Genomic DNA, 19,921 nt, shown 5'->3' on the forward strand with positions numbered 1-19,921 from the left:
GTACTTCCGCTCGGTATCGGCCAAGCAGGTGTCGTCAATCTGGTCTGCCGGCGATCCGCCAGGGTTGAACGCGGTGAGGCATTCAACCTCCATCACGGTCCTTGGGCCTGTGCCACTCAAAGGCCGCACCAAAGCATAGAGCTGAGCGCCCTGGGCTTTCATCGACATGGGTTATCTCCAGTCAGAAATAAAAAAACCCGCACTCGGCGGGCATGGGTCAAATGGGTACTTCAGCGGGAAACCATCCAGTCCACGTCGAAGCTGGCTCGATAATTTTTCGTCTCGGGGTCGCGGCCTTCGACGCCCCACCGGGTGACGTAGGCGTCCAGTTCAACCGCATCACGGATCGCGTCACGGACCTTTCGGGCAGCATCGCCAGTCGCGGCGTACACATCGACCTGCAGGGTGACGCTATCGAGATCCGGGCGGCCAGCCAGGTAGTTCTCGGGGCTTCCGCTGACGATCTGCCAGACAGCGTATGGCTTGGCCACTCCCTGCTCGGCCTCCCCGAACGAGTAGAGGCGCATGCCGGTGCCAGCGCCGAGCAGCGCGGTCACGGCCGGGCTGTTCAAGCAGGCCTGTACGATCGGTGGGGTCATGAGGATGCTGCCTTCTTCGCTGCGCGCCGAATAGCACGGTCGATTGCCTTCTCGTACTCGGTGACGAAGGTGTTGGTCACCTCGCTGATGCTGTCGGCCAGAGCTGGGCGCATAAACGGCGCGGCCGGCATCTTCTCGGTACCGAACTCGATTAGGCGCCAGTGAGGCGTCGGGGCGTTGGTGCTGAGGTCGCCGCCATCCTTGAGCACGGCGCCGTGCAGCACGCCGATGCGAAAGCCCAGATCGCCGGTGCGCTTGAACAATCGCCCGTTCCAGCGCAACGCGATGTTGTCGGAGATCGATCGGCCAGTGGCCTTATCGTCGATGCGCTCTGCGCCCTCCTTGGCCTTTCGCACCACCACCTGCGCCGCCTTCCTCAGCGCGGCCCGGCCACCCTTGTGGCGGACATCAACGCTCACCGCCGACAGTTTACCCAGCAGGCCATCCAGGCCGAGAATGCTGAACTCAACGCCGTCAGCCATCCTTCACCCCTCTCTCGACCAATATCGTCAGGTAGTCCAGGCCGGACTTGGCGTCAGCCAGCGGAGGGCCGACGATGCTGTACACCTCGCCCCGGTAAAGGATGCGCATGGTTGGGAGCACGCCGGGTCGGTACCGGATTACCATCCGGCCCGTGGCCTGGGCCTGGCCGGCCTGAGCCGCGATGAAGTCCCTGGCCGACAGGTCTTCGACACTGGCTGGGCATTTCCCCCAGCGGGTCACCCATTCAGGTTCACCGAACTCCAGGGTTACCGGGTCACGCACCGGTCGCAGTTCCTGAATGTCGATACGGTGCCGTAGCCTACCGGCCTGCATCACACACCCATCCGGATGCGATACGGCATCAGCAGGTGCTGGGACGCCAGCGGCAGTTCTGTGGCGGTGGTCCCTGTGACCACCTCCTCGCGGTTGGCGAACAGGTGGCCAAGCTTGAGCAGGCAGGCTGCTTGAATAGCCGGGTTTAGTACCATGCCATAGGCGATGGCATCGGCCTGGTCGTAGGCATCAGCTAGCGCCTGGCGGGCGTGCTCGAGCAGGCGGCAGCGCAGGGTGTGGTCTTGCTCCGCCTCAGCTGCAGCAACCGCGGCGGCGTTCGCCTCCTTGGCTTGCTGCATGGCTGCCTGAACGCCGGCGCGGGCCTCGTCGAGCGCCACCTGGTCCAGGTAGAAGCGGCGGTTGAGGAACTGCATCGCCGCCTCCTCCGCTGCATTGAGCTGAGCCTGTACCAGCACCTGGTCGTCAGGTTCTGCCAGCAGGTGGTGCATGGCAATGTCGATGGCGATCACGGACATGGATCACTCCTTCGGCTTGGTTGCCGTGCCCTTGCCGCCTTTGTTGGCTGGCTCCGGCGCTTTCTTGTTATCCGGCTCCTGGGCTTTCTTCACGTCGTACTCCTCGATCAGGCCGTTGCGCAGCAAGTCGCGGGCGCGCAGCTCGTCGACGGTGATCTCCGTGTTGCGCTTGGCGTACTGGCCACCGTTGTTGAAGCCCTTGATGGTTTTGACTTTGACGTCTGGCATATGCAGTCACGCCCGGCATCCCGGGCGTGCTCCTGAGCTGGTTACGGGGTGGCTTCGAACTCGCCGTGAACGAACGACTCTGGGCGGTAGACCGCCAGCGCCAGGCGCTCCTCAGCGCGGATGGTCACCATGTTGGTGCGGAAGTTGTCGCCGTCTTCGGTGGATACCTCGACAGCCGCCTCCTCGCGGTCGAACACCTGAGCGGCGATGTTCATCGCACCCACCAAGAACTCACCTTCCGGCACTGCATTGCTGTCCACTACCGGCAGTTTCCACAGGCGCTGTACACCGCCTTCCTGGACGTTCACCCAGATGTAGGAGCCGTTGGCGTCCTTGGTCAGCTCGATGTCCGCCCAGTCGACCGGGTTCAGGGCAATGGCCGAGGCGCGGTACTCGGCGATGCGGACCTGCAGGATCGCGCGGCGCAGAATATCGATCTTGGTGTCGCCGGCTTTGCGCAGGGCGTTGTTGAAGGCGGTTGCCTGCGGGATCAGGCCCAGCAGGTTTTGGCCGGTGCCGTCGCCAGCGAGCAGTTGCTCTTCTTCCTTGTACTTCAGGCCGTAGATCGCGCGGCCGTTGATGTAGCTCTGCAGGAGTGGGATGTCCGAAAGCACCTGCTTGGAAGCGCGGAACCAGTGGGCAATGGTGATGACGTTGGTGGTCTTCAGACCGAAAGACAGATCGGACTGGGCCTTCGCGGCGCCTTCACCCGCCTGGGACGCGGCCATGTTCTGGAAGCCGGTTTCTTGCACGAACTCGACCGCGTTCGAACCGGTACGGCCTGGCATGATCAGGTCGCGGATGGTGAACTCACGCTCGGGGCCCACCACGATGCCGGGCACGCGGGTCGGCTGGATTGCAACGCCGACGCCACCGGTGCCGGTGGTAGCGCTGGTAATGTTGGTGACGGCCTTCCGGCCTACACGAACGATGCCGCGACCGCGAGTTTGCAGCGACTTAAAATCGTCGCATTCGGTCAGCTCTTCACCTGCCGACTTGAAGTCGACTGGGTCATTCGCGGAGAAGCGGCGAGCCATTTTCTGCTCGATCTCCTGCAGGCGGTCCTGCAGGCCCAGGCCATCCTTCACCAGTCCATCGAGGATGGTCTTGGTTTCGGTCAGGATGGTGCCGTGCTCCTTGATCTCGTCAGCCGCCTTCTTGGCGAATGCCTTGATTTCCTCGTCACGCTGGTCGAGTAAGTCGTTGACCGCCTTCAGCTGGATCTTGTCGTCGGCGTGCTCTTTGCGCTGGAACTGGCGGTGTTCGGAGCGAGCCTGGTTGCTCATGGCGTTATGCATGATGAATCCTCAAAACGATGGGAGAGAAAGTGCCGGGCGCAACTTCAGCGCCTCGACTATTTCGATTGCTGCCAGGTCGCTCTCGGACTCGCTCCGGAGCAGGTGCTGCAGTCCGCGGTTGGCAATCACCGCGGACTGAGTTTTCGAGAAGCCTGCCTCACGCAGGAGCAGCTCAAATTCCGGCATCGAAGGCAGGCCGCCGTGGGCAAGCTTCGATTTGATGGTGTCGGTTCGCGCCTCGTCGTTGGCCGGCACCGTGACGATGGAGATCTCGATCAGATCCAGCTTCGTCAGCGTGCGAATGCGCGTTTTCTCGTCGAAGCTGGATTCGCGCACGTAGTAGCCGATCGACAGGCCGGTAATCGAACGCGTCTGCATGCCGCGGTACGCGATGCGCGCATACGGGGCGTCCTGCAGCCAGAGCTCGCCGGCGCCGAAAAGCCCTCGGTCGTCTTCCTTCATGCTGCCGATGTCCCAGCTGCCGATAGGCTCGCCGGTGCGGTGCTGCCAGAGCACTGGGAAGGTTCGTGCCTTGGCCTTGGCGTCCTCGATCGATTCGAGGAAGGCGCCAGGCGCGACGACCTCGTTGTAGCTGTCGACCACGCCGAACACCGAGCCGTAGCCAGAAAAAAGGCCGTCTTCACCGACAGCCTTTACGTCATAGTCGAAGGAGCGGTACTTGACCGCCGCCAGTCGATCCTTATGTCTCATGGGGTGTTACCTCTTGGCTGGTCGTTTAGCCAGTCGAGCAGCGCCGCCTTGGCCTGGTTGGCGCCGCCGGGGTCTTCGCCCAGCTTGTCGATCGGCAGCATGTTGGATTGCACAGTGAGCTTTGCCGCGTTGCCCCCCTCCGGCGGCAAGTTCTCTTTGCGCCGGCAGTCGTCCCGGGTGTAGATCCCGTTCTGGGTCATCGAGCTGTAGAAGGCCGCCCGCGCCGCGCTGTCCATGCGCAACAGCCCTTCCGGGTTGAACTTCACGTAGAAGCGGCGACGTTCGTCAGGACGCAGCAGGCGGCGGTTGGCGCACATTTCGATGCGCTTGATCCAGGGCAGCAGCGTGAAAGACAGGAAGCCGATCATCTGCTGCTCCATGCCGGTACCCCAGCTGGTGGAGTTCTGTGTGTGACCGACCATCCAGGGCGGCACGCGGAACCAGCGGCAAATCTCCTCGACGTTGAACGCCCTGGTCTGCAGCATCTGGGCATCCTCGGGCGTCATGGATACCTGCTGGTACTTCATGCCAGCCTCGAGAACCATCGTCTTGCCGTGGTTCGTTGCGCCGGAGAACTGCTTGATCATGTCCTCGCGGATGTCCTTCCGCTGTTCCGGCTTGAGGATCTGGTCCGTGGACAGGACGCCGCCCAGCTTCATGCCGTTGGCGAACATCTTGGCCGCCGACTCATCAGCCGCCATGGCCGAGCCCAGCACCTGTCGCCCGTATGCCAGAGGCGAAAGGCCGCAAAGCGGGTCAACGCCGAAGGCTCGCACGTGCACCATCTGATCCTCGGTCAACGTGTGAGGCTTGCCGAAGTTGTCGGTGTAGCGGTACTCAATGGAGCCGTCCGCCAGGCGCCGCGGGGGCGACATGTTCTGCGGCAGAAGGAACTCCAGACTCGTCAAGGTCCGGCCGCTCTGGTGGGGCTCGCAGAATGCGTTCCCCTGCAGCAGCAAGCTGGCCATGACGTTTTCCCAGAACTCCACGGGGGTTTGGTCGGCGTTGGGCTGCTGGCTGATGACAAAGTTGACCGGGTGAGAGCTGGCCACCACCGGCGCACCGTTCCTGTCCTCGTACAAGGCGATCGGCAGCGTGGCGATGGTCTCAGCGATCAAGCGCACGCAAGCCCACACAGTCGAGAGCTGGAGCGCCGTTTGCTGGCTGACCACCTTCCCCGATGCCGAGTCGGTGCCGTAGAAGGTGTTCCAGAAGGCGGAGTCGGTTAGGCCGATCTTGCGGCCCGCCCAGCCCGCCAGGCTCGATGCCACTCCCGGCTCGGCCGACTTCACCAGGGCCTGGCCGAGGATCTGAGTGAGTGATTTAGCCACCGATCAACCCCTTGCGAATGAAGCCCGCGGCGACCAGTAGCGAACCGGCAGCGGCCAGCAGCGCGTAACCCAGGCCGGCCAGCACGTATACGCCAGCAACGCCCAGCAGCAAGCCGCCGGCGGCAAGCACCAGAAAGATGATCAGGCCAGTTTTCATAGGTTGTCCCGTTAGCCAACCACGATCGGGCTGGCAAGAAAGTCATCGAAGTGGCCGGAGTCATCGATACCGAGCTTTATGGCCACGGCGCAGCCGGTGATCAGACTCACCATGCCGTCGATCTTGTTCTCCGGGCGCTCCTTGTTGGGGTAGATGTTGTCCTTCACGTCCAGCTTTGCCACCACGTTCGAGGCCATCCAGGTCAGTACCGGGCAATCGCCGTGGGCAAGCTTTCGCTGCAGCACCAGGGCTTCAACCTCTTTCATGGGCTCGCTCAGGTTCTGCACCGTCTGGCGGAGCTCAACCATCGGCAGTCCCTCGGCGTCCATTTCCTGGGCCAGCTGCGTGGCCTGCCAGGGGTCGTAGGCATAGGCCCGGATGTCGAAGCGCCCGGCAAACTCACGCATGTCCTCCTTGATGACTTCGAAGTCGGTGACCTCGCCGTCAGTCAGGGTCAGCAGTCCGAGCGCATCGAACTCGCGGTATCGCGCGGTGTTGCTGTCCAGCTCCTCGAGCACGCGCGCTTCTGGCAGGTAGTACCTGGCGTGGATGTGCCAGAACGGGTCGTCCCCATGAGGCGGGAAGATCAGCAGGTTCGCCGCGATGTCGATCTTGCTCGCCAGGTCGAGACTGCCGTAGCACGGGCGCCCCTCCAGTTCCGCAAGGCTTTTCCTGGCCGGAGCCTCTTTCCAACGCAGCATGTTGAGCCAGGCATTCTTGGCACCGACCCATTCGTTGAGATGCTTTGTACGGAAGGTGGCCTGCTTGGTCGCCGATTGCATCGCATCACGCTGGCGGGCCAGCAGGAAATCCTCGGCGACGGATATCCCAAAGTTTGGATTAGCCTTGCGCAGCGCGATTTCGCTGGTCCAGTCGTCGCCCTGGTCGATGGTGTAGAGGGCCGGCCATAGGTCCGGCCGGTCGATCACGCCTTCCAGCATTCGCTCGGAGTCACGAATCAGTTGGTGGCAGGGGCCGCCAATACTTGAACCCGCCGTGGTGATCACCAGCATGATGGGCTGCTCGCGGGCACCCATCCCGGTCTCCATCGTGTCGTAGAGCGTGGAGTCTTGGTGTTCGTGATATTCATCCACCACCGAACACGACGGCGATGACCCGTCTCCTGGCTTGCCGATGACAGGCTCGAAGCGCGACCCATCGGCCAGAACGACCATGTTGGATGCATTCACGTCGACGCCGTAGTGCTCTCGGAGATCATCAGTCCGCTCGACCATCAGTTTTGCCGGCCGGAACACTTCCCAGGCTTGCTTTTCCGTGGTCGCACCAGAGTAGACCTCGGCGCCGAACTCTCCATCGGCAACGAACATGTACAGGCCAACGCCGCCGCCGATGATCGATTTGCCATTCTTCCTGGGTACGAACACCAGGATCGTCCGGTAACGCCGGGTGCCATCCTTCTTGCGAACCCAGCCGAACGGCACGCAAACCGAGAAAAGTTGCCATGGCTCCAGCTTGATAAGCTGCTTCTTGCCGCCCCATTTACCCTTGGTGTGCGGTAGAAGCTGCAGGAACTTGGCGACTTTCTCCGCCTTGGCGGGATCGAATTTGTACGGGAAGTCCTTTCTTTTGGATGCCACCAGGTCGTCGAGGTGACGCTGGGCCAGCAACTTGATCCATTTGCAGACGAGGATCTTCCCGGCGACGACATCCTTGGCGTACTTCTCAGCCGCCTTCATCAGCGGGAATTTCGTCTTTGCCATCACAGCTCCGCGAATGCATTGCCTTTCGGCGCGTCCTTCTTACCGCCGCCAACCTTGGATCGGTCGGCCGGGGTCATGCCGAACTTGCCGAGCATGGCCTCCAGCCGCACCAGCTTGGCGGCAGGGAAATCGAGTGGGTCATTGCGGAACTGGGCCAGCAGGTTGGCGGCCAGCTCCAATGTCAGTCGGTCGGAGTTCGTCAGTACATCCCTTGGCGCGTACTTGGCGATCTCCTTCCAGGCGTGGAGCACTGCTCCATTGATGTGAGCCGGCGGGGCGGTCAGCTCGCCCACCGGTTCAGCATCCTCGCGGCGCCGCTGGGGGTCTTTCTTGAACGCACCCGTCAGCTCAAGCACATTCGTCGGCTTGCGCGGTCGGGCCATTTTGGAAACCTGAATTTTGCGGAAATGGAAAAAAAGCTGGGGGCGCGGTGTCCGAGCGAAAAGGTGTGAACTTTCACTAGGCCCCTACCCCCACCTTGATCGGTATGCAGCTCCAAGCCTTGCCGCTGACGATCTTGGGGATGTATTCGCGATGTACACCGTACTCCTCGGCCAGAGTCTTCGGCGACTCGCCTGCAGCTCTCCTCTGCCTTATCTCAACCACCTGCTGGTCAGTAAGGCGTCGATGCAGAGCCTTCATTCCTGGTCCGCGAGTACCATGCTTGATGGCGTCCTCTAGGTTCTGTCGCCTGGTACCCCACGCCAAGTTAACCGGACGGTTGTCCTCGCTCATACCGTTCAGGTGGCGCGCTTCAAGGCCGTCAGTCTGCGGCAAGCCTGTATACGCCATAAGCACGAGTCGATGCACTTCGAAGCGATGACGCTCCTTCTTGCCATTGACTCGCACCGTCAATGTGACGCGATGGTAGCCATCGTACACCTGGCTCTTCAGCACCCTTACCGATCCAGATCGAACAGACGCAACTTCCCCCTCCTCAGTCGCGTAATAGCCGCTGAGGTTGGGTATAGGTCGCATGGTCTATCTATCGATGTTGTCGGGATTCTTTCTGTGTCTTGATCTTGTGGCAATCGTGGTTGATGGCCCTGAGGTTGCTGTCATCGTCCGTGCCACCGTGGGCCAGCGCGATGATGTGGTCAACTTCATCTGCCTCGCGAATCCCTCCCAGCCTTGTGCAGTCATCGCACCGACACAGGTACTGATCACGCTTGAGGATGCGGTCACGCAGCCGACGCCAGGGGCGACCGCCACGACCTGAGCCCTTGCGTGTAGCCCAGGCCTTGGCCTGCTCGGCAGCCAGTTCGGCATGTCCGACGCAGTAGCCATTGGCATTCCGGTGCAGGGACCGACAACCCTGGGCTCTGCATGGGCGCTGTGGCCTCAGCGGCATGGTGTGCCATCCAGGTAGGTGCCTGGCTCAGCGTCCGGATCAACATCGTCGCCGTCCGCCAGCGCCTCAATCAGCGCCAGGTTCTGGGTTGCGATCTGCTCCAGAAGCGCGGTCTGCTTCTGCTGCTCAGCCAGTAGGTCGCTGACGCTTGGTTGCAGCTGGGCGGTGATGCCCGCCTCAAGCACGATCAGCTCACACTTGAGTCGATCAGCTGTCCCTGCCAGGTGTTGAGTCAGTCGCTCGCGCACCTCCGTCTTGATCGGGAACGGAACGCTGACCACCAACAGGTCGCCCTTCTTCGGGCTCAGCTGCTCGATTTGTTGCGAATAGGTTTGCTGCTCGCTCATACGCCACCTTTGTCCACTTGTTGATCCACTCGCGCCGAGCGGCGCATCCACTACAGGCCATTGCTCACCTCCTGTACCAGGTCAGCTGGTAGCACCGCGCATCGGCGGGTATCTCGGCGATGGGCCAGCGCAAGCAGCCCATGTACTTTCGCTCTGGCCGGGTGCGGCTCACACGCAGCGTCTGCACCAAATAGGCAGATCCGGCAGCAGTGGTTATGAAATCACTGACTGCAATGCCGTCGGCACCGTCGACATACAGCCTGCATGGTGTATAGGGTTGCTTGGCCATGTTCGATAAGCTCTCTCGCGCAATGAAATCGGCGCATTCGCGGGGTCGTCGGAACGACATTCCGCCCGGATGGTCGTAGCGGAAAGATCTGGAGAAACCGTGATGAAAGAAATCGAAGAGCTTATAGACAGGTGCGTTTTGCTAACCGAGAAGCTTGAAGGCCTACTGGAGGAGCATCCCGTGGCGTCCGGATCAGTTGTTTATCAAACTGCCGTTCGTGTCCTCACCATGCAGGTTAATCAGCTTCAGCAAGATGTAATTACCAAAGCAGCGCGCGGAGTCATCCACGAAAGGGATCAGCTTCAACCGATCCCCGGTCGAGTGCTTCACTAATCTGGCTGAACGCATGATCAGCGTGCTCGCGCCACAAAACGGCGCATGTCTATTTTGTGGCGCGGATTAATCGACCTTGCGGCTCGGCAGCTTGAAGTCGGTGACGCGATCAGCAATGGCACGGACCTTCTCGACACCAAGGAAGCCAACCCAGCCACCCACAAACGTCGACATGCTCTGCGGCAGGCCGAAGAACTCCAGGCCGCTGATGATCGTCAGGGTCAGGCCGCCGCATATGGCGCCCTCCACCAGCATCTGCCGGCGAGTGCCGCCACCGTAAGTGATGCGCAGCACAGCCATGGCGCAGGAGAGCCCGGCCGCATACAACAGGGGCGAATGCTGGCTCAACCACGCAAGGGCAACTGCCCAGGTGTCTGGTTTGTCTGGCATGCTGGACATCCGGGTTCCTCCCTTGCGGGAAGCAGAAAAAGAAAAGGCCCGCCGTTATGGCGAGCCCTTGAATGAGTTTGGAGGATCGGTGCTGACCGGCCCCGGTGATGGCAACGTGATATGTTTCGACGGCCGCACTGGGCGGCAATTTCATCTTGCAAGGAGCAAGCATGACCAACATCGAAAAATTCGACGAGATTGCCAGCAAGCTGCTGAGCTATCTGGGCGCTACCTTCCCTATTCCTTCTGACGTAGGGGTCGGCTCGCTAAGGCTCAAGGAGTCGGCACGAGGGACATATGATCCGGTCACGGAAAAAACGGAAGGTGGGGAGCCCCAGACCGAAGATGAGAAATACTTCACTCCAACCGTCGCGTGGCTCGAGCAGGCTGGTTACATCACCGCCGACAAGAAAATGGGTAGCTATTACCGCATTGTTCTGACAGAAAAAGGGCTTGGACTTCTTGGGATTTCACCGGCCGCACTAACCCGCCAGGGTTAAACGAAAAACCCCGGCTGCAATGGCCGGGGTTTCTTGGACGCTGCTGATCAACAGGTCATGACGGGCTTTTCAATACCCAGTCGCGCGCACGCTTCCTTGAGATTTTCATCTGCCATCTGGAATCGTCGCACGCGTTCTAGCGTGTAATCCCGGCCGCTCTGGCCTTTTTCAGTGGCGGATGTGGACTGCTTCGCTCTGTGCTCACTGGCGCTGAACGCTTTCATGGCTGATTCCTTTCCTTCAAGGGAATAAAGCAATCTTTGTTGCTTTCGTACGCTTCTAACAAATGCTGTAAATGATGCTTGTACGTAGCTTCCTGCAACGTCACAGTCGCGGCATGGACTGGAGGCAACCCCATCGACCCAAGAACACGATAGAACAGGTCGTCAAACATATCTACCTGCTCCTGTACCGTTGCTCGGATAGCTTCATCTTTGAAATCTTCAATGAAGCAGTAGTAATCGCCTTTTGGCCAGCGAGGCTTGTGATACATGAGGACCGCAGGCTTCAACGGGTCGACAGATACGACACGACCCTCGCCTGGATCACCCTCTGCATTCACAGGATCAAGAGCGAACCACAGCCACAAGGTGGCCGCACAGCTCATTGCAAAGCGACCAACTGCAATCTCTACGTCAGCATCGGTCCTGCCCAGCGCTTCGATGAGGGCTTTCAACTGCTGGACATTGCCACCGGGGTTCGCACGTAGGTAAATGCGAATTTTTTTGCCCAGTGGCGCATCCTGCAAGAGCTGGATGAGCGGCGCTACGGATGCCTGCTCAATACTCACCAGCTCGATGGTTTCTCTGTCGTCTTTTACTACATGCAACTGGGACACTGCAGATTCAGCAGCAGTTCCATCCTGCTCTGCGGACGAACTCACATCCATGAAAGACCCTTACTAAAACGCGATTCGTGTCAAAAATCTTACCCATATAGTGGCATTTGGCCATCTCTATGGTTGCAAAAAACCCGACACAGTGGCCGGGTTTCGATTCAATCCCTTTGACGCGCAGGGATGTGAGGATGGTTGGCAATTTCGCTCATTCGCTCACTATTGTCAACCACTTAAGTCGATCAACTGCTCACGCTCCAGAATCTCGGTGACGTGAATGACGGCGCCCTCCTCAAGTTCGTCCAGGCATTTGTGAATGCCTCGGCGCCAACGGCTTCGTGTTGAGTCAGGGCGGGCCTCCGTATCCCAGGTGTTCACGTCGTAGAACTCATCCGGCAGCACGGCAACATCAGTCGAACGCTTGCCTTGCCTGCCCTTCATCTTCGGAATGAACCACACGGTGGTGGCCTTGTAGATGAACAGCGCTGGCGCTGGCGAGCTGATGCGGGGGATGCTGCGAGCAATAGCACTGACACGGTTGGCCTTGTGCGTCGAGAACTTGCCCACCAGCACATCCCAATGCGCCGAACTCAGCTCTCGGTGCAGAAGCGCATGCAGGATGCAGTCGAAGTCGAACTGGTCCCGAGCCGACAGCAGCGCCCTGAAGCCTCCTGTCACCGGGCCTGAGTCGATCAGCTTCTGCCAGCTTTGCCGCGTTGCGTTGCTGGTACTGTCCGCTGCCAACACCCTGACGATTGCCGCCATGACACCCTGATAAACCGCTGGCTGGAAGTCCGCCAACATTCGACGCGGCTGAGCCGCTGTTGCACTACTCATCGCATCATCTCCAATTCTTCGTCCACTACCCGCACGCACTCGTCGAACACCTCCTTGGGAATCCTGGCATTCAGCTCGCGCAGAATGGCCTTGTCGCGGGCCTGCCAAGCCGGACAGTTGCGACGGGCCTCGACTCGCAAGGACTTCATGTGCTGCATCAGGCGCTGGCGGTCACGATTGATGTGTTTAAGCGCCGCCTTGGCGCGGTGGTACCAGTTCGCGTCGGCGTACTGCCCTTCCGTTACAGCTTTGGCCTTGGCCTGCCCGATCTGGCACTCCAGGCGGATGGCATCGCGGCACAGCACTTCCTCCAGCACCTCGCACTCGGCCAGGGTGGCGGGCAGCTCAGCAGGCCCGCGCGGGGCGCTGATGGACGCCGGGGTACTGCCAGTGGCAACAGGCTGCCCGGCACCAGCTCGCTTGCTGACACTCACCGAAACGACCGGGGTCGCAGATTTGCCAGCGCAAGCGCGTGGCCACATATCAGAAAGTTTCATGCTGAACTCCTTTGGTGCGGTGACGGCCGGCAAATGTCCTGCCCATTTCGACTTCTTCGTTGCTTGGCTGGTACCCGACTAGCTCGACGAACCGGTGATAAGCACCCTGGTGCTGCACCCGGCAGATGCCGGTTTCACCATGACGATTCTTGTCCACGATCAGTTCAGTGACGCCCGACTGCCCCTCCTCGGAATCGCTGTCTCGGTGAACCAGCACCACCACGTCGGCGTCGGCCTCGATCTGGCCTGAGTCACGCAGGTCGCTCTTAGTGGGTCGCTTGTTGGCGCGGTTGTTGGGGCCGCGGTTCAACTGCGCCAGCACCATCACGGGCACGCCCAGCTCCTTGGCCAGCCGCTTGATCGACTTGCTGATATCGGTGACCTGCTCGTACCGGCTAGCCGACTTACTCTCGCCGTTGACCAGACCGATGTAATCCAGCGTCACGGAGCCCAGACCGTGCTCGCGCTTAACCGTCCGGCAGATCTGCCGGATGTCCCGCATCGTCAGAGAAGCGTCATCGCAGAAGATCAGGGGTGCACCATTGAGCCGGTTGACCGCGGCCGTCAGGCCAGGCCAATCGCTGTCAGCCATCGAATGGCCCTCGGTGATGTGCTTGAGCTGCACGCTGCCGACAGAAGCCAGGGAGCGGTTCGTAAGCTCCACATCCGTCATCTCAAGGCTGAACACCAGGGAAGTGGACTTGGCCACCAGCGCAACCCGCTCAGCGATCCCCAAACCCAGGGTGGTCTTGCCGCTCCCTGGGGCGCCAGCAATGACGACCATGTGCCCTGGGCAGATGCCTGGGATGAACTTGTCGAGGGATGGCAGCCCGGTGTCGAACCCGAGCACCACCTCGCGGTTGAACCTCCGGTCAACCCCGTCGATTGCTTCGGGCAGGATCTCGCCCACGAAGCGGTACCGCTTGCGGGAATCCAGGCCCTCTGCCTCAAGCGCGATCCAGGCCTGCTGCCCCTGCGCCAGAACCTCGTCCAGTGGCTCGCCATCCTTGAGCCGCTCCGACATGATGTGGGCGGCGGCTATCACCCGGCGGGCAACTGAACGCTGCTTCACGATCCTGGCGTACTCGGTGAAGTTCGCCACGCTTGGCGTGTTGTGAGCGATGTGAGCAGCCACTGCCAACGTGCCACGACCGTCTGCCAAGGCCGGGCGGGCGTCGGACAGAGTTACCACGTCGATCTGCCGGCCCTTCGCTTTGAGCGCCAGCAGCAGCTCAAACAGCTCAGCGCAGTCGGCCTGGTAGAAATCCCCGACCTCAAGCTTCACGTCGTCAATGAGCGCTGGCTGGTGGATCATGGCGCCGATCAGGGCGTGCTCCGACTCAGGGCTGTGCAACCGTGACACATCCTTTGTGCAAGCCACATAATCTTGGTTGATCATGCAACCCCTCCAACACGCGCTGACGACCATGTGAAGGGAGCCAGTAGGCCGCCGTTCTCGCGCAGGCGGTCCATGGCCCGCGGCCCAATGAAGGCCGGCAGTTGCTCACGGTCCTGGTTGCTGATTAGGATCGTCGGTCGAACAAGCTGATAACGTCGGTCGATCACCTCATGCAGCAGACTGGGCATGAAGTCCTTGCCTGGACGCGGCGTGTGCATGCCCACCTCGTCGATTACCAGCAGGTCGACTGCAGCCAGTTCGGACAACAGGTCGGACTTCGAGGGCCCGGCGTTGCTGCGGAAGCTGTCTGTGACCGCTTGCATGATCGCTTCGGCAGTGACAATCAGGCCCCTTGCGCCGTATTCCCGCACAACGTGCTGCAGGATGGCGCATGCCAAGTGGGTTTTACCGTTCCCGACCTCACCCAGCAGCATCAGGGCGCGGCCAGCTCGGTAGTGCTCCTCAAACTCCTCGGCATAACGCCGGCAAATAGACTGGGCGCGAACCTTGGCCGATTCGGCATTGGTGATAAAGCTGTCGAACGTGCACCCACGAAACCGCGGAGTGATGCCGGTGGCAAACAGGTCACGGTTGAGTTCGTCGGATTCCTTGTCTGCATGCGCAGCGTTCCGCACGCCTACCTCGCACTGGAGGTTCAGCGCCTCCCAGCGGCAACGCGGGCACTCGGTGGCCTTCCATTCGCCATCAAACTGCTCGACCTGCTTAGTTTCGTACTGGCCATGACCCGGCACTTCGCAGCTGGCAATGCCGGTGGCGCGCTCGGCAGGGGCTGGCCTGAATTTAGATGAAGTCATCAGGGTACATCTCCTGGTGGTGGGCCGGGACCTGCAGCACTGCGCTTACCTGGGGCTTTGCATTTGCGCCAGCGGCTGCAGGCAATTCGTCTTCCCAGCGTTTTCCGTTCAGCCAGGTGGCTGCGTGCGGGATGTACTGGCCACCGTCCTTGGTCCAGTCGTGAGAATTGCTCCAGGCAGCCAGAGCGGTACCGATGCGGGCGAACAGGGAGGCGTCCACCTTGAGCTTCGCCCAGGCCTTCACGGCCTTGTCCTTCCCAACCTTGCGCGGGTACAGCTTCCAGAACCTTTCAAACTCAACAAGCGACTCCCCCGAGTTGCACGAGGGTTTTTCAGTCCTTGCTGGTTTTTTCAGTCCTTGCTTACCTTCAATACTTACTAGTGTCGGATTTGCCGGATACGGCTGAGCCGGATACGGTGTTGCCGGATACGGCGAATCCGGAAGCGGTGTTTCAGATACGATGTAGTTGATCTCGCCCAGCACGCCGGCCTCGTCGCGATCTTGCCGACGAGCCACGTACCCTGCGTTGATCAGCTCTTGGAGCAAGCCGTAGACACCGTCCCGACCAGTTGGCTTGGCTGAGTTCGAAGTCTCACCACGCAGATGTGCCACGGAGATCTCCCAGTGGTCAGGCTTGCCCAGGAGGAAGACCAGCAGCCCGCGGGCAGCCCAGCTAAGCCGGGCGTCCTCGCTGATTGCCTTATTCAGCATGTAGAAATTCGCCTCGGGGCGAGGCGCGCGAATGATGCTCACAGATCAAGCTCCTCTGTGACACGGCGCACGAAGGCGTCGCAGCTCTCGGCCATCTCGAAGCCGTTGTCTTCCATGGCCTGGCGCCCAGCCTTGGCCAGTTCGTACAGCGCCCACCGCTCTCGCTCTGGAAAGCCCTTGAACTGGCTGTAGGTAGGCCATGGGCCGGTGATGATTGACGCGCCAGAGCGCTGCTGGTGCACCTGGGTGGGATTTGAGATCGGGGTCATTGGAGAGTCTCCGATCCGGTGCCAGTAGTCCCGAGGATGTGCTGGCCCAGATCGGTCAGCGATCCTCCAGCGAGGCGGCGTACAAGGATGCCGAGGGCAGTGGTGGCGTTGATTGCCTCCACCCCTACGGTCGCTTTGATCTGCGCGTTGTCAGCTGACAGGGTCGCGTTGGTACCCAACCGAACCTTGTCGCTGGCGTTGTAGGCTGCACAGGCCAGCTCTAGGTCGCTCAGGTGGCTGTACCCTTCGGGCGGGGTTGGTTCGATGAAGGCACTTGCGACCGGGATCAACTGATCCGGGTACGGCGCGCCCTCCAGTAAGTGCCGCCTCTTAGACTCCCAGTGCTCCTGTGCCACGACGGCTGCGTCACTACCTGTCTTGCGGTCGAACAGCACCTTGAGCGCGTAGAAGGCCCGGATCAGGTCGATGTGAGTGTCATCTTCCTTCTCGATGGAGTACTCGGGCTCGTTGATCACGTCGAGCGTGTCCTTGACGACCTCGAAGCACTTCAGCAGTAGCGCCGCGTCGGTGTACTTGCGAAAGGCTTCTTCGCTGATCACTTCAGTCTCAGCCGGCGCCGGGAAATTCAATACGTTGGTCATGCGGGCTCTCCCACGGCGCCGAACAGCTCGGCTAGGTCAATTTGGTAGACGGCTGCCCAGGCGGCAGCAGGCCAGGAGCGAACCCAGCCGAATCGAGGGTCTTGGACTTTCGGGGCGGACACCCCGTGGCTGTCGCACCAGTTCTTGAGCGGGCGGAAACCCTGGCTACCGAAGCTCCGGTGGGCGGCTTTCTCCACCGCCGTAACGGTGGCGTGCTGGCAGCCTCGACCCAGCTCGTTTTCCAGGTGCATGACCTTACGGACCGCTGCGGAAGCAGTGGCCATAGCCGTGGCTTCACGCCGGCTGCCGATCTCGGCCTTGGTGGCGATCGCATGGTCACGCTGCTCGAGCGCCAGCTGCTCTGAGCGCTTCGAAGCCAGCAGGTGCTCCAGGGCCGTTATGTAGTCGGTGGGCAACGCGGGCGCCGGCCTGAAGTAGTTGCTAACGAGCTGGCGCTGGACGGTCCAAGCCAAGTCATCGGTCAGCGACTTGACCAACATCAGGTAGCCCTGCTCGGTGAGCAGTGATAGCCCGTTCGGAGCGACAAACCCCATCTGCCGGGCTTCGGACGAATTTCGTACGAAGTAATCTTCGCCCTCGATCAGCTTGTCCCGATGCTCGTTGAAGTTCCGGCGAGCGGTACCCTCCGGCCGCTCATGCACTTGGTCGATCATCGCCAGGGTGACGACACGCTGACCGCGGTACTCAACGACGGGCAGCTGAGTGTTGTGGATGGTGACCAGGATCATGCCGCACCTCCCACATCCTTCGCATCATGGAAGGCAGCTGCGTTGCGGTGCGGGTACAGGAAATTGCGCGTGTCGAACACGACTCGCTCCATGAGGCGCTCCAGCTCGCACACTACTGGGTTCTCGAAGCCGCCGAGGCCAGGGACTACCTTTGCCCAGTACAGGGTCTTGATAGCTCGAAATGCCTCCCGGGCCTCGTTGAACTTGGCGATCTCATCTGCGGAGAGAATCACGTCCTGAACCAACACCCCGGAAGCCGGCGCTGGCATCAGTTCGGTTCGCATGGTCAGCATGCAGCACCTCCCGCGCCACGAACTGGCGAGGCGGCATTTTGTGGCGCGCCTTCCAACTGGGGATCAACGCCGGCGTGAGCCGCATAAACAAGCGCCAGCGCTGATTCAGCTGCATAGAAGACGAGCGTGGCGTGATGGGTGACGGCTGGCTCCTGCATCAGCGCCCGCAAGCCTGCCACAACGGCCTCAAGCCGATCGGTGGCAGCGCCAAGGGATTCATGCACCGGGATATCGCCGGAGGCCTCCAGCACGTCGTGCAGTCCGTACGTAGCGAACGGACTCGAAAGAGTTTCAGCTTGAGGCTTCATTGCTCACCCCCGCGGCCCGCAGCGACGGCAACGCTCTTTTCAACCGACCAAACCAGCGCGCTGACGGTCTCCCCCAGGAAGCTGAGCGCCGCCATTCCGTCGCAATACACAAGTTCGCCCATGTTCACGCTGTCGTGCATGTGCTGGCAGATCTGGCTAAGCCCGGAAGAAAGGGTGCGGGCCGCACGCAGGGCGTCTTCGGCATTCATCCCGGCGTCAACGCTGAGCAACTGGTCAGCTACCGGGCTGATAGGGGCATTCAGGAAACCAACTTTGGTGGTGAGGATTGCTTGCGCAGCAGTAGTGGTGGTGTTATTTTTCGGTTGTGGCATAACCTCGTCTCCTACAGACGATGCGATTTGAACCACTCGTCCTACCGAGTGGCATGAGAAACCCGCTTCCTACAGCGGGTTTTTTGTTGCCCGGTGAAAAGTCAGCCAGACAGCAAAAACTTGGCGTCGAAGCCGTTCATGAATGAGCCTGCGAATCACTGGATGGGTATACAGAGCCAACAGGCCCAGGTGTGTCATCGGCAAATTTGCCGGATGATTCACCTACCTTGTGGCGAGCTTCGACTTGAGCAATCAGAGGGCACAGGGACGCGGCGCTAATGGCGCCACCGGTGGCAAGCTCGGCAAGAAATGCCTTTTCAGCGCTGATCTTCACGGACCCAGAAAGCCAGTACGAAACCGTGGCCTGGGAAACGCCCAGGGCCTTCGCGGTCAACGATTGGGTGCCGAAATGCTGTATCAGCTTGCTGATAGAACGAGCCATCGAACGGGCCTCTAATAAGTCAATTTATATGCTGCACAGAAGAAGACTTCTTTGCAAGCAGATAAGTATCTTTATAGGATCAGCGGATGAATCTTTCTGAACGTATCAAGCAAGCTAGGCAGCATGCCGGCCTCACCCAAAAGGAGCTCGCCGAAAAGGTGGGCATAGCGCAAACCGCCATTAGCCAACTCGAATCTGGCAAGACCCAGCGTTCGACCTACCTGTTCCAAATAGCGGACGCATGCGGGGTGTCGGCGGTGTGGCTGGCAGCAGGCGCGGGCGGAATGCTCCATGCGCCAGGTCAGAGTGGCGGTGTGGCCGAGGAGGAATTCAGGATTGGCTACCACCAAGCCCTGGCCGAGGCAGAGCAGCCGGATGAAGAAGAACCCTTTGGCCCGGGTGTATCGCCCATCAGCGTATGGGATGACGACACCCCACTGGATGACGATGAGGTAGAAGTACCTTTTTTGAGAGAGGTTGAACTCTCCGCAGGGAGCGGGCGCACTGTGATCGAGAGAAGCACCTCCACCAAGCTGAGATTCGGCAAGCGCTCTCTGCGCGCCCACAATGTCCAGTTTGACCAAGCTGTTTGCGTCATCGTCTCTGGTAACTCCATGGAGCCAGTACTCCCGAACGGCAGCACAGTCGGAGTGAACATGGGACAGAGACAGATTGTCGACGGCAAAATGTACGCCCTGAAACACGATGGCCAGCTTCGGGTGAAGGTGCTGTACAGAATTCCTGGAGGTGGCATCCGGCTGCGCAGCTTCAACCAGAGCGAGCACCCAGACGAGAGCTATACCCCAGAGGAGATGACCGAAAACTCAATTGAGGTGCTCGGTAGAGTCTTCTGGGGCGCGTCCTTTTTCTAGTCGATAATCCCTCCCAAAGCCCGGTGAATCCGGGCTTTTTTGTGCCCGTCGATCGGGGAAATCACTCTGCTGATAAAAAATATAAGGCGAATGCTTGCGCAGTCTTATCAATCTGCTTATATTTTGGCTCATCTACTTACACAAGGAGGTGGCAAATGAACGGCGTGATCAACTTCAGGAGCATGGAAGGCAACATCGGCATCCTCGCTGCGCAAGAGTTGAAGGCAGCCCTAGCCATTTGCTGCGGCCTAGGCAACAAGGAAATCGCGCGAGAACTGTCTTGCTCGCCGGCGACCGTGAAGAAGTCGGTCGAGAGAATTTTCTACAAACTGGGCATCAGTAGCCGGTCTGCAGTTCCGACCGAACTGTTCTGTCGCGGAATCGCCAGGAGACTTGCCATGATCATGTGCGC

35 protein-coding genes are annotated in these 19,921 nt (G+C 60.4%); 4 read left to right on the plus strand and 31 right to left on the minus strand.

Annotated features, from left to right (window positions below; genetic code table 11):
• From HP546_RS10650 to HP546_RS10725, 16 genes are all read right to left on the minus strand, one after another.
• Positions 1-168, minus strand: a 168-nt coding sequence (locus tag HP546_RS10650) for a phage tail tube protein (RefSeq protein ID WP_306125106.1), incomplete at its 3' end; no start/stop codon positions are given.
• Positions 169-230: 62 nt separating this feature from the next.
• Positions 231-599 (minus strand): DUF3168 domain-containing protein, encoded by a 369-nt coding sequence (locus HP546_RS10655; RefSeq protein WP_172224258.1) that lies wholly within the window; start codon positions 597-599, stop codon positions 231-233.
• Complete coding sequence (locus HP546_RS10660; protein ID WP_172224262.1) at positions 596-1,081, minus strand: HK97-gp10 family putative phage morphogenesis protein; 486 nt, start codon at positions 1,079-1,081, stop codon at positions 596-598. Before HP546_RS10660 ends, HP546_RS10655 begins: the two co-directional genes overlap by 4 nt.
• Positions 1,074-1,415, minus strand: coding sequence for a phage head closure protein (locus HP546_RS10665; RefSeq protein ID WP_019438299.1), 342 nt, complete (start codon positions 1,413-1,415; stop codon positions 1,074-1,076). The genes HP546_RS10660 and HP546_RS10665 overlap by 8 nt, the downstream gene beginning before the upstream one ends.
• The gene (locus tag HP546_RS10670; protein ID WP_019438298.1) at positions 1,415-1,891 is read right to left on the minus strand and encodes a head-tail connector protein; all 477 of its coding nucleotides are present in this window, start codon (positions 1,889-1,891) and stop codon (positions 1,415-1,417) included. The genes HP546_RS10665 and HP546_RS10670 overlap by 1 nt, the downstream gene beginning before the upstream one ends.
• Positions 1,892-1,894: 3 nt before the next feature.
• Entirely contained in the window at positions 1,895-2,119 is a 225-nt protein-coding gene (locus tag HP546_RS10675) for a hypothetical protein (RefSeq protein ID WP_019438297.1), read from the minus strand.
• 41 nt (positions 2,120-2,160) lie between these two features.
• Positions 2,161-3,417 (minus strand): phage major capsid protein, encoded by a 1,257-nt coding sequence (locus tag HP546_RS10680; RefSeq protein ID WP_172224265.1) that lies wholly within the window; start codon positions 3,415-3,417, stop codon positions 2,161-2,163.
• Between the two features lie 9 nt (positions 3,418-3,426).
• A complete protein-coding gene (locus HP546_RS10685; protein ID WP_172224267.1) occupies positions 3,427-4,128 on the minus strand; it encodes an HK97 family phage prohead protease in 702 nt (233 codons plus the stop codon).
• Complete coding sequence (locus HP546_RS10690) at positions 4,125-5,459, minus strand: phage portal protein (RefSeq protein ID WP_054881544.1); 1,335 nt, start codon at positions 5,457-5,459, stop codon at positions 4,125-4,127. Before HP546_RS10690 ends, HP546_RS10685 begins: the two co-directional genes overlap by 4 nt.
• The gene (locus HP546_RS10695; RefSeq protein ID WP_010952648.1) at positions 5,452-5,616 is read right to left on the minus strand and encodes a hypothetical protein; all 165 of its coding nucleotides are present in this window, start codon (positions 5,614-5,616) and stop codon (positions 5,452-5,454) included. Before HP546_RS10695 ends, HP546_RS10690 begins: the two co-directional genes overlap by 8 nt.
• An 11-nt stretch (positions 5,617-5,627) precedes the next feature.
• Positions 5,628-7,337, minus strand: coding sequence for a terminase large subunit (locus HP546_RS10700; RefSeq protein WP_172224270.1), 1,710 nt, complete (start codon positions 7,335-7,337; stop codon positions 5,628-5,630).
• Entirely contained in the window at positions 7,337-7,720 is a 384-nt protein-coding gene (locus HP546_RS10705) for a hypothetical protein (RefSeq protein ID WP_019438292.1), read from the minus strand. The genes HP546_RS10700 and HP546_RS10705 overlap by 1 nt, the downstream gene beginning before the upstream one ends.
• A gap of 76 nt (positions 7,721-7,796) precedes the next feature.
• Positions 7,797-8,234, minus strand: a complete 438-nt coding sequence (locus HP546_RS10710) for an HNH endonuclease (protein WP_172224273.1) — start codon at positions 8,232-8,234, stop codon at positions 7,797-7,799.
• Positions 8,235-8,322: 88 nt separating this feature from the next.
• Entirely contained in the window at positions 8,323-8,688 is a 366-nt protein-coding gene (locus tag HP546_RS10715; protein ID WP_172224276.1) for an HNH endonuclease, read from the minus strand.
• On the minus strand, positions 8,679-9,035 hold the full coding sequence (locus tag HP546_RS31100) for a hypothetical protein (RefSeq protein ID WP_218584491.1): 357 nt from the start codon (positions 9,033-9,035) through the stop codon (positions 8,679-8,681). Before HP546_RS31100 ends, HP546_RS10715 begins: the two co-directional genes overlap by 10 nt.
• A 64-nt stretch (positions 9,036-9,099) precedes the next feature.
• The gene (locus tag HP546_RS10725; protein WP_009685289.1) at positions 9,100-9,324 is read right to left on the minus strand and encodes a hypothetical protein; all 225 of its coding nucleotides are present in this window, start codon (positions 9,322-9,324) and stop codon (positions 9,100-9,102) included.
• Positions 9,325-9,426: 102 nt separating this feature from the next.
• Here HP546_RS10725 and HP546_RS10730 point away from each other — a divergent pair, with 102 nt between their 5' ends.
• A complete protein-coding gene (locus tag HP546_RS10730; protein WP_172224279.1) occupies positions 9,427-9,657 on the plus strand; it encodes a hypothetical protein in 231 nt (76 codons plus the stop codon).
• 66 nt (positions 9,658-9,723) lie between these two features.
• On the opposite strand, the gene HP546_RS10735 is transcribed toward HP546_RS10730, so the two are convergent.
• Positions 9,724-10,056, minus strand: coding sequence for a phage holin, lambda family (locus HP546_RS10735; protein WP_172224282.1), 333 nt, complete (start codon positions 10,054-10,056; stop codon positions 9,724-9,726).
• Positions 10,057-10,217: 161 nt separating this feature from the next.
• On the opposite strand from HP546_RS10735, the gene HP546_RS10740 reads away from it, so the two are divergent.
• Positions 10,218-10,547, plus strand: coding sequence for a hypothetical protein (locus HP546_RS10740; RefSeq protein ID WP_172224284.1), 330 nt, complete (start codon positions 10,218-10,220; stop codon positions 10,545-10,547).
• A gap of 47 nt (positions 10,548-10,594) precedes the next feature.
• On the opposite strand, the gene HP546_RS10745 is transcribed toward HP546_RS10740, so the two are convergent.
• The 14 genes from HP546_RS10745 to HP546_RS31675 form a co-directional block, all read right to left on the minus strand.
• Entirely contained in the window at positions 10,595-10,771 is a 177-nt protein-coding gene (locus tag HP546_RS10745; protein ID WP_172224287.1) for a hypothetical protein, read from the minus strand.
• Entirely contained in the window at positions 10,768-11,436 is a 669-nt protein-coding gene (locus tag HP546_RS10750; protein WP_172224290.1) for a hypothetical protein, read from the minus strand. Before HP546_RS10750 ends, HP546_RS10745 begins: the two co-directional genes overlap by 4 nt.
• Before the next feature lie 171 nt (positions 11,437-11,607).
• On the minus strand, positions 11,608-12,219 hold the full coding sequence (locus HP546_RS10755) for a hypothetical protein (RefSeq protein ID WP_172224293.1): 612 nt from the start codon (positions 12,217-12,219) through the stop codon (positions 11,608-11,610).
• Positions 12,216-12,716, minus strand: a complete 501-nt coding sequence (locus tag HP546_RS10760) for a hypothetical protein (protein WP_172224295.1) — start codon at positions 12,714-12,716, stop codon at positions 12,216-12,218. Before HP546_RS10760 ends, HP546_RS10755 begins: the two co-directional genes overlap by 4 nt.
• Positions 12,703-14,115: a DnaB-like helicase C-terminal domain-containing protein gene (locus HP546_RS10765; protein WP_172224298.1), complete on the minus strand. Its 1,413-nt coding sequence runs from the start codon at positions 14,113-14,115 to the stop codon at positions 12,703-12,705. Before HP546_RS10765 ends, HP546_RS10760 begins: the two co-directional genes overlap by 14 nt.
• The gene (locus HP546_RS10770; protein ID WP_172224301.1) at positions 14,112-14,930 is read right to left on the minus strand and encodes an ATP-binding protein; all 819 of its coding nucleotides are present in this window, start codon (positions 14,928-14,930) and stop codon (positions 14,112-14,114) included. The genes HP546_RS10765 and HP546_RS10770 overlap by 4 nt, the downstream gene beginning before the upstream one ends.
• Entirely contained in the window at positions 14,917-15,684 is a 768-nt protein-coding gene (locus HP546_RS10775; protein ID WP_256545271.1) for a hypothetical protein, read from the minus strand. Before HP546_RS10775 ends, HP546_RS10770 begins: the two co-directional genes overlap by 14 nt.
• The gene (locus HP546_RS10780) at positions 15,681-15,911 is read right to left on the minus strand and encodes a hypothetical protein (protein WP_137109094.1); all 231 of its coding nucleotides are present in this window, start codon (positions 15,909-15,911) and stop codon (positions 15,681-15,683) included. The genes HP546_RS10775 and HP546_RS10780 overlap by 4 nt, the downstream gene beginning before the upstream one ends.
• Positions 15,908-16,513, minus strand: a complete 606-nt coding sequence (locus HP546_RS10785; protein ID WP_172224304.1) for a hypothetical protein — start codon at positions 16,511-16,513, stop codon at positions 15,908-15,910. The genes HP546_RS10780 and HP546_RS10785 overlap by 4 nt, the downstream gene beginning before the upstream one ends.
• On the minus strand, positions 16,510-17,262 hold the full coding sequence (locus HP546_RS10790) for an ORF6N domain-containing protein (RefSeq protein ID WP_172224307.1): 753 nt from the start codon (positions 17,260-17,262) through the stop codon (positions 16,510-16,512). Before HP546_RS10790 ends, HP546_RS10785 begins: the two co-directional genes overlap by 4 nt.
• A complete protein-coding gene (locus HP546_RS10795; RefSeq protein ID WP_172224309.1) occupies positions 17,259-17,555 on the minus strand; it encodes a hypothetical protein in 297 nt (98 codons plus the stop codon). The genes HP546_RS10790 and HP546_RS10795 overlap by 4 nt, the downstream gene beginning before the upstream one ends.
• A complete protein-coding gene (locus tag HP546_RS10800) occupies positions 17,549-17,863 on the minus strand; it encodes a hypothetical protein (RefSeq protein WP_172224312.1) in 315 nt (104 codons plus the stop codon). Before HP546_RS10800 ends, HP546_RS10795 begins: the two co-directional genes overlap by 7 nt.
• A complete protein-coding gene (locus tag HP546_RS10805) occupies positions 17,860-18,195 on the minus strand; it encodes a hypothetical protein (protein WP_172224315.1) in 336 nt (111 codons plus the stop codon). Before HP546_RS10805 ends, HP546_RS10800 begins: the two co-directional genes overlap by 4 nt.
• 136 nt (positions 18,196-18,331) lie before the next feature.
• Positions 18,332-18,637, minus strand: coding sequence for a Cro/CI family transcriptional regulator (locus HP546_RS31675; RefSeq protein ID WP_172224317.1), 306 nt, complete (start codon positions 18,635-18,637; stop codon positions 18,332-18,334).
• Positions 18,638-18,723: 86 nt separating this feature from the next.
• On the opposite strand from HP546_RS31675, the gene HP546_RS10815 reads away from it, so the two are divergent.
• Positions 18,724-19,509 (plus strand): helix-turn-helix transcriptional regulator, encoded by a 786-nt coding sequence (locus HP546_RS10815; RefSeq protein ID WP_172224320.1) that lies wholly within the window; start codon positions 18,724-18,726, stop codon positions 19,507-19,509.
• A 155-nt stretch (positions 19,510-19,664) separates the two neighbouring features.
• On the plus strand, positions 19,665-19,921 hold a 257-nt coding region (locus HP546_RS10820; RefSeq protein WP_172224323.1), incomplete at its 3' end, for a response regulator transcription factor.

The organism is Pseudomonas sp. CM25 (assembly GCF_013179705.1).
Taxonomy (GTDB): domain Bacteria; phylum Pseudomonadota; class Gammaproteobacteria; order Pseudomonadales; family Pseudomonadaceae; genus Aquipseudomonas.

What these genes read in the sequence shown, in the direction of transcription:
- HP546_RS10660 (WP_172224262.1), bottom strand. Translation starts at nt 1,081, where the DNA reads ATGGCTGACGGCGTTGAGTTCAGCATTCTCGGCCTGGATGGCCTGCTG.
- HP546_RS10795 (WP_172224309.1), bottom strand. Translation starts at nt 17,555, where the DNA reads ATGCTGACCATGCGAACCGAACTGATGCCAGCGCCGGCTTCCGGGGTG.
- HP546_RS10665 (WP_019438299.1), bottom strand. Translation starts at nt 1,415, where the DNA reads ATGCAGGCCGGTAGGCTACGGCACCGTATCGACATTCAGGAACTGCGA.
- HP546_RS10675 (WP_019438297.1), bottom strand. Translation starts at nt 2,119, where the DNA reads ATGCCAGACGTCAAAGTCAAAACCATCAAGGGCTTCAACAACGGTGGC.
- HP546_RS10735 (WP_172224282.1), bottom strand. Translation starts at nt 10,056, where the DNA reads ATGTCCAGCATGCCAGACAAACCAGACACCTGGGCAGTTGCCCTTGCG.
- HP546_RS10805 (WP_172224315.1), bottom strand. Translation starts at nt 18,195, where the DNA reads ATGCCACAACCGAAAAATAACACCACCACTACTGCTGCGCAAGCAATC.
- HP546_RS10790 (WP_172224307.1), bottom strand. Translation starts at nt 17,262, where the DNA reads ATGATCCTGGTCACCATCCACAACACTCAGCTGCCCGTCGTTGAGTAC.
- HP546_RS10725 (WP_009685289.1), bottom strand. Translation starts at nt 9,324, where the DNA reads ATGGCCAAGCAACCCTATACACCATGCAGGCTGTATGTCGACGGTGCC.
- HP546_RS10730 (WP_172224279.1), top strand. Translation starts at nt 9,427, where the DNA reads ATGAAAGAAATCGAAGAGCTTATAGACAGGTGCGTTTTGCTAACCGAG.
- HP546_RS10750 (WP_172224290.1), bottom strand. Translation starts at nt 11,436, where the DNA reads ATGGATGTGAGTTCGTCCGCAGAGCAGGATGGAACTGCTGCTGAATCT.
- HP546_RS10755 (WP_172224293.1), bottom strand. Translation starts at nt 12,219, where the DNA reads ATGAGTAGTGCAACAGCGGCTCAGCCGCGTCGAATGTTGGCGGACTTC.
- HP546_RS31100 (WP_218584491.1), bottom strand. Translation starts at nt 9,035, where the DNA reads ATGAGCGAGCAGCAAACCTATTCGCAACAAATCGAGCAGCTGAGCCCG.
- HP546_RS10685 (WP_172224267.1), bottom strand. Translation starts at nt 4,128, where the DNA reads ATGAGACATAAGGATCGACTGGCGGCGGTCAAGTACCGCTCCTTCGAC.
- HP546_RS10705 (WP_019438292.1), bottom strand. Translation starts at nt 7,720, where the DNA reads ATGGCCCGACCGCGCAAGCCGACGAATGTGCTTGAGCTGACGGGTGCG.
- HP546_RS10680 (WP_172224265.1), bottom strand. Translation starts at nt 3,417, where the DNA reads ATGCATAACGCCATGAGCAACCAGGCTCGCTCCGAACACCGCCAGTTC.
- HP546_RS10700 (WP_172224270.1), bottom strand. Translation starts at nt 7,337, where the DNA reads ATGGCAAAGACGAAATTCCCGCTGATGAAGGCGGCTGAGAAGTACGCC.
- HP546_RS10655 (WP_172224258.1), bottom strand. Translation starts at nt 599, where the DNA reads ATGACCCCACCGATCGTACAGGCCTGCTTGAACAGCCCGGCCGTGACC.
- HP546_RS10800 (WP_172224312.1), bottom strand. Translation starts at nt 17,863, where the DNA reads ATGAAGCCTCAAGCTGAAACTCTTTCGAGTCCGTTCGCTACGTACGGA.
- HP546_RS10770 (WP_172224301.1), bottom strand. Translation starts at nt 14,930, where the DNA reads ATGACTTCATCTAAATTCAGGCCAGCCCCTGCCGAGCGCGCCACCGGC.
- HP546_RS10745 (WP_172224287.1), bottom strand. Translation starts at nt 10,771, where the DNA reads ATGAAAGCGTTCAGCGCCAGTGAGCACAGAGCGAAGCAGTCCACATCC.
- HP546_RS10765 (WP_172224298.1), bottom strand. Translation starts at nt 14,115, where the DNA reads ATGATCAACCAAGATTATGTGGCTTGCACAAAGGATGTGTCACGGTTG.
- HP546_RS10670 (WP_019438298.1), bottom strand. Translation starts at nt 1,891, where the DNA reads ATGTCCGTGATCGCCATCGACATTGCCATGCACCACCTGCTGGCAGAA.
- HP546_RS31675 (WP_172224317.1), bottom strand. Translation starts at nt 18,637, where the DNA reads ATGGCTCGTTCTATCAGCAAGCTGATACAGCATTTCGGCACCCAATCG.
- HP546_RS10760 (WP_172224295.1), bottom strand. Translation starts at nt 12,716, where the DNA reads ATGAAACTTTCTGATATGTGGCCACGCGCTTGCGCTGGCAAATCTGCG.
- HP546_RS10780 (WP_137109094.1), bottom strand. Translation starts at nt 15,911, where the DNA reads ATGACCCCGATCTCAAATCCCACCCAGGTGCACCAGCAGCGCTCTGGC.
- HP546_RS10695 (WP_010952648.1), bottom strand. Translation starts at nt 5,616, where the DNA reads ATGAAAACTGGCCTGATCATCTTTCTGGTGCTTGCCGCCGGCGGCTTG.
- HP546_RS10715 (WP_172224276.1), bottom strand. Translation starts at nt 8,688, where the DNA reads ATGCCGCTGAGGCCACAGCGCCCATGCAGAGCCCAGGGTTGTCGGTCC.
- HP546_RS10815 (WP_172224320.1), top strand. Translation starts at nt 18,724, where the DNA reads ATGAATCTTTCTGAACGTATCAAGCAAGCTAGGCAGCATGCCGGCCTC.
- HP546_RS10785 (WP_172224304.1), bottom strand. Translation starts at nt 16,513, where the DNA reads ATGACCAACGTATTGAATTTCCCGGCGCCGGCTGAGACTGAAGTGATC.
- HP546_RS10740 (WP_172224284.1), top strand. Translation starts at nt 10,218, where the DNA reads ATGACCAACATCGAAAAATTCGACGAGATTGCCAGCAAGCTGCTGAGC.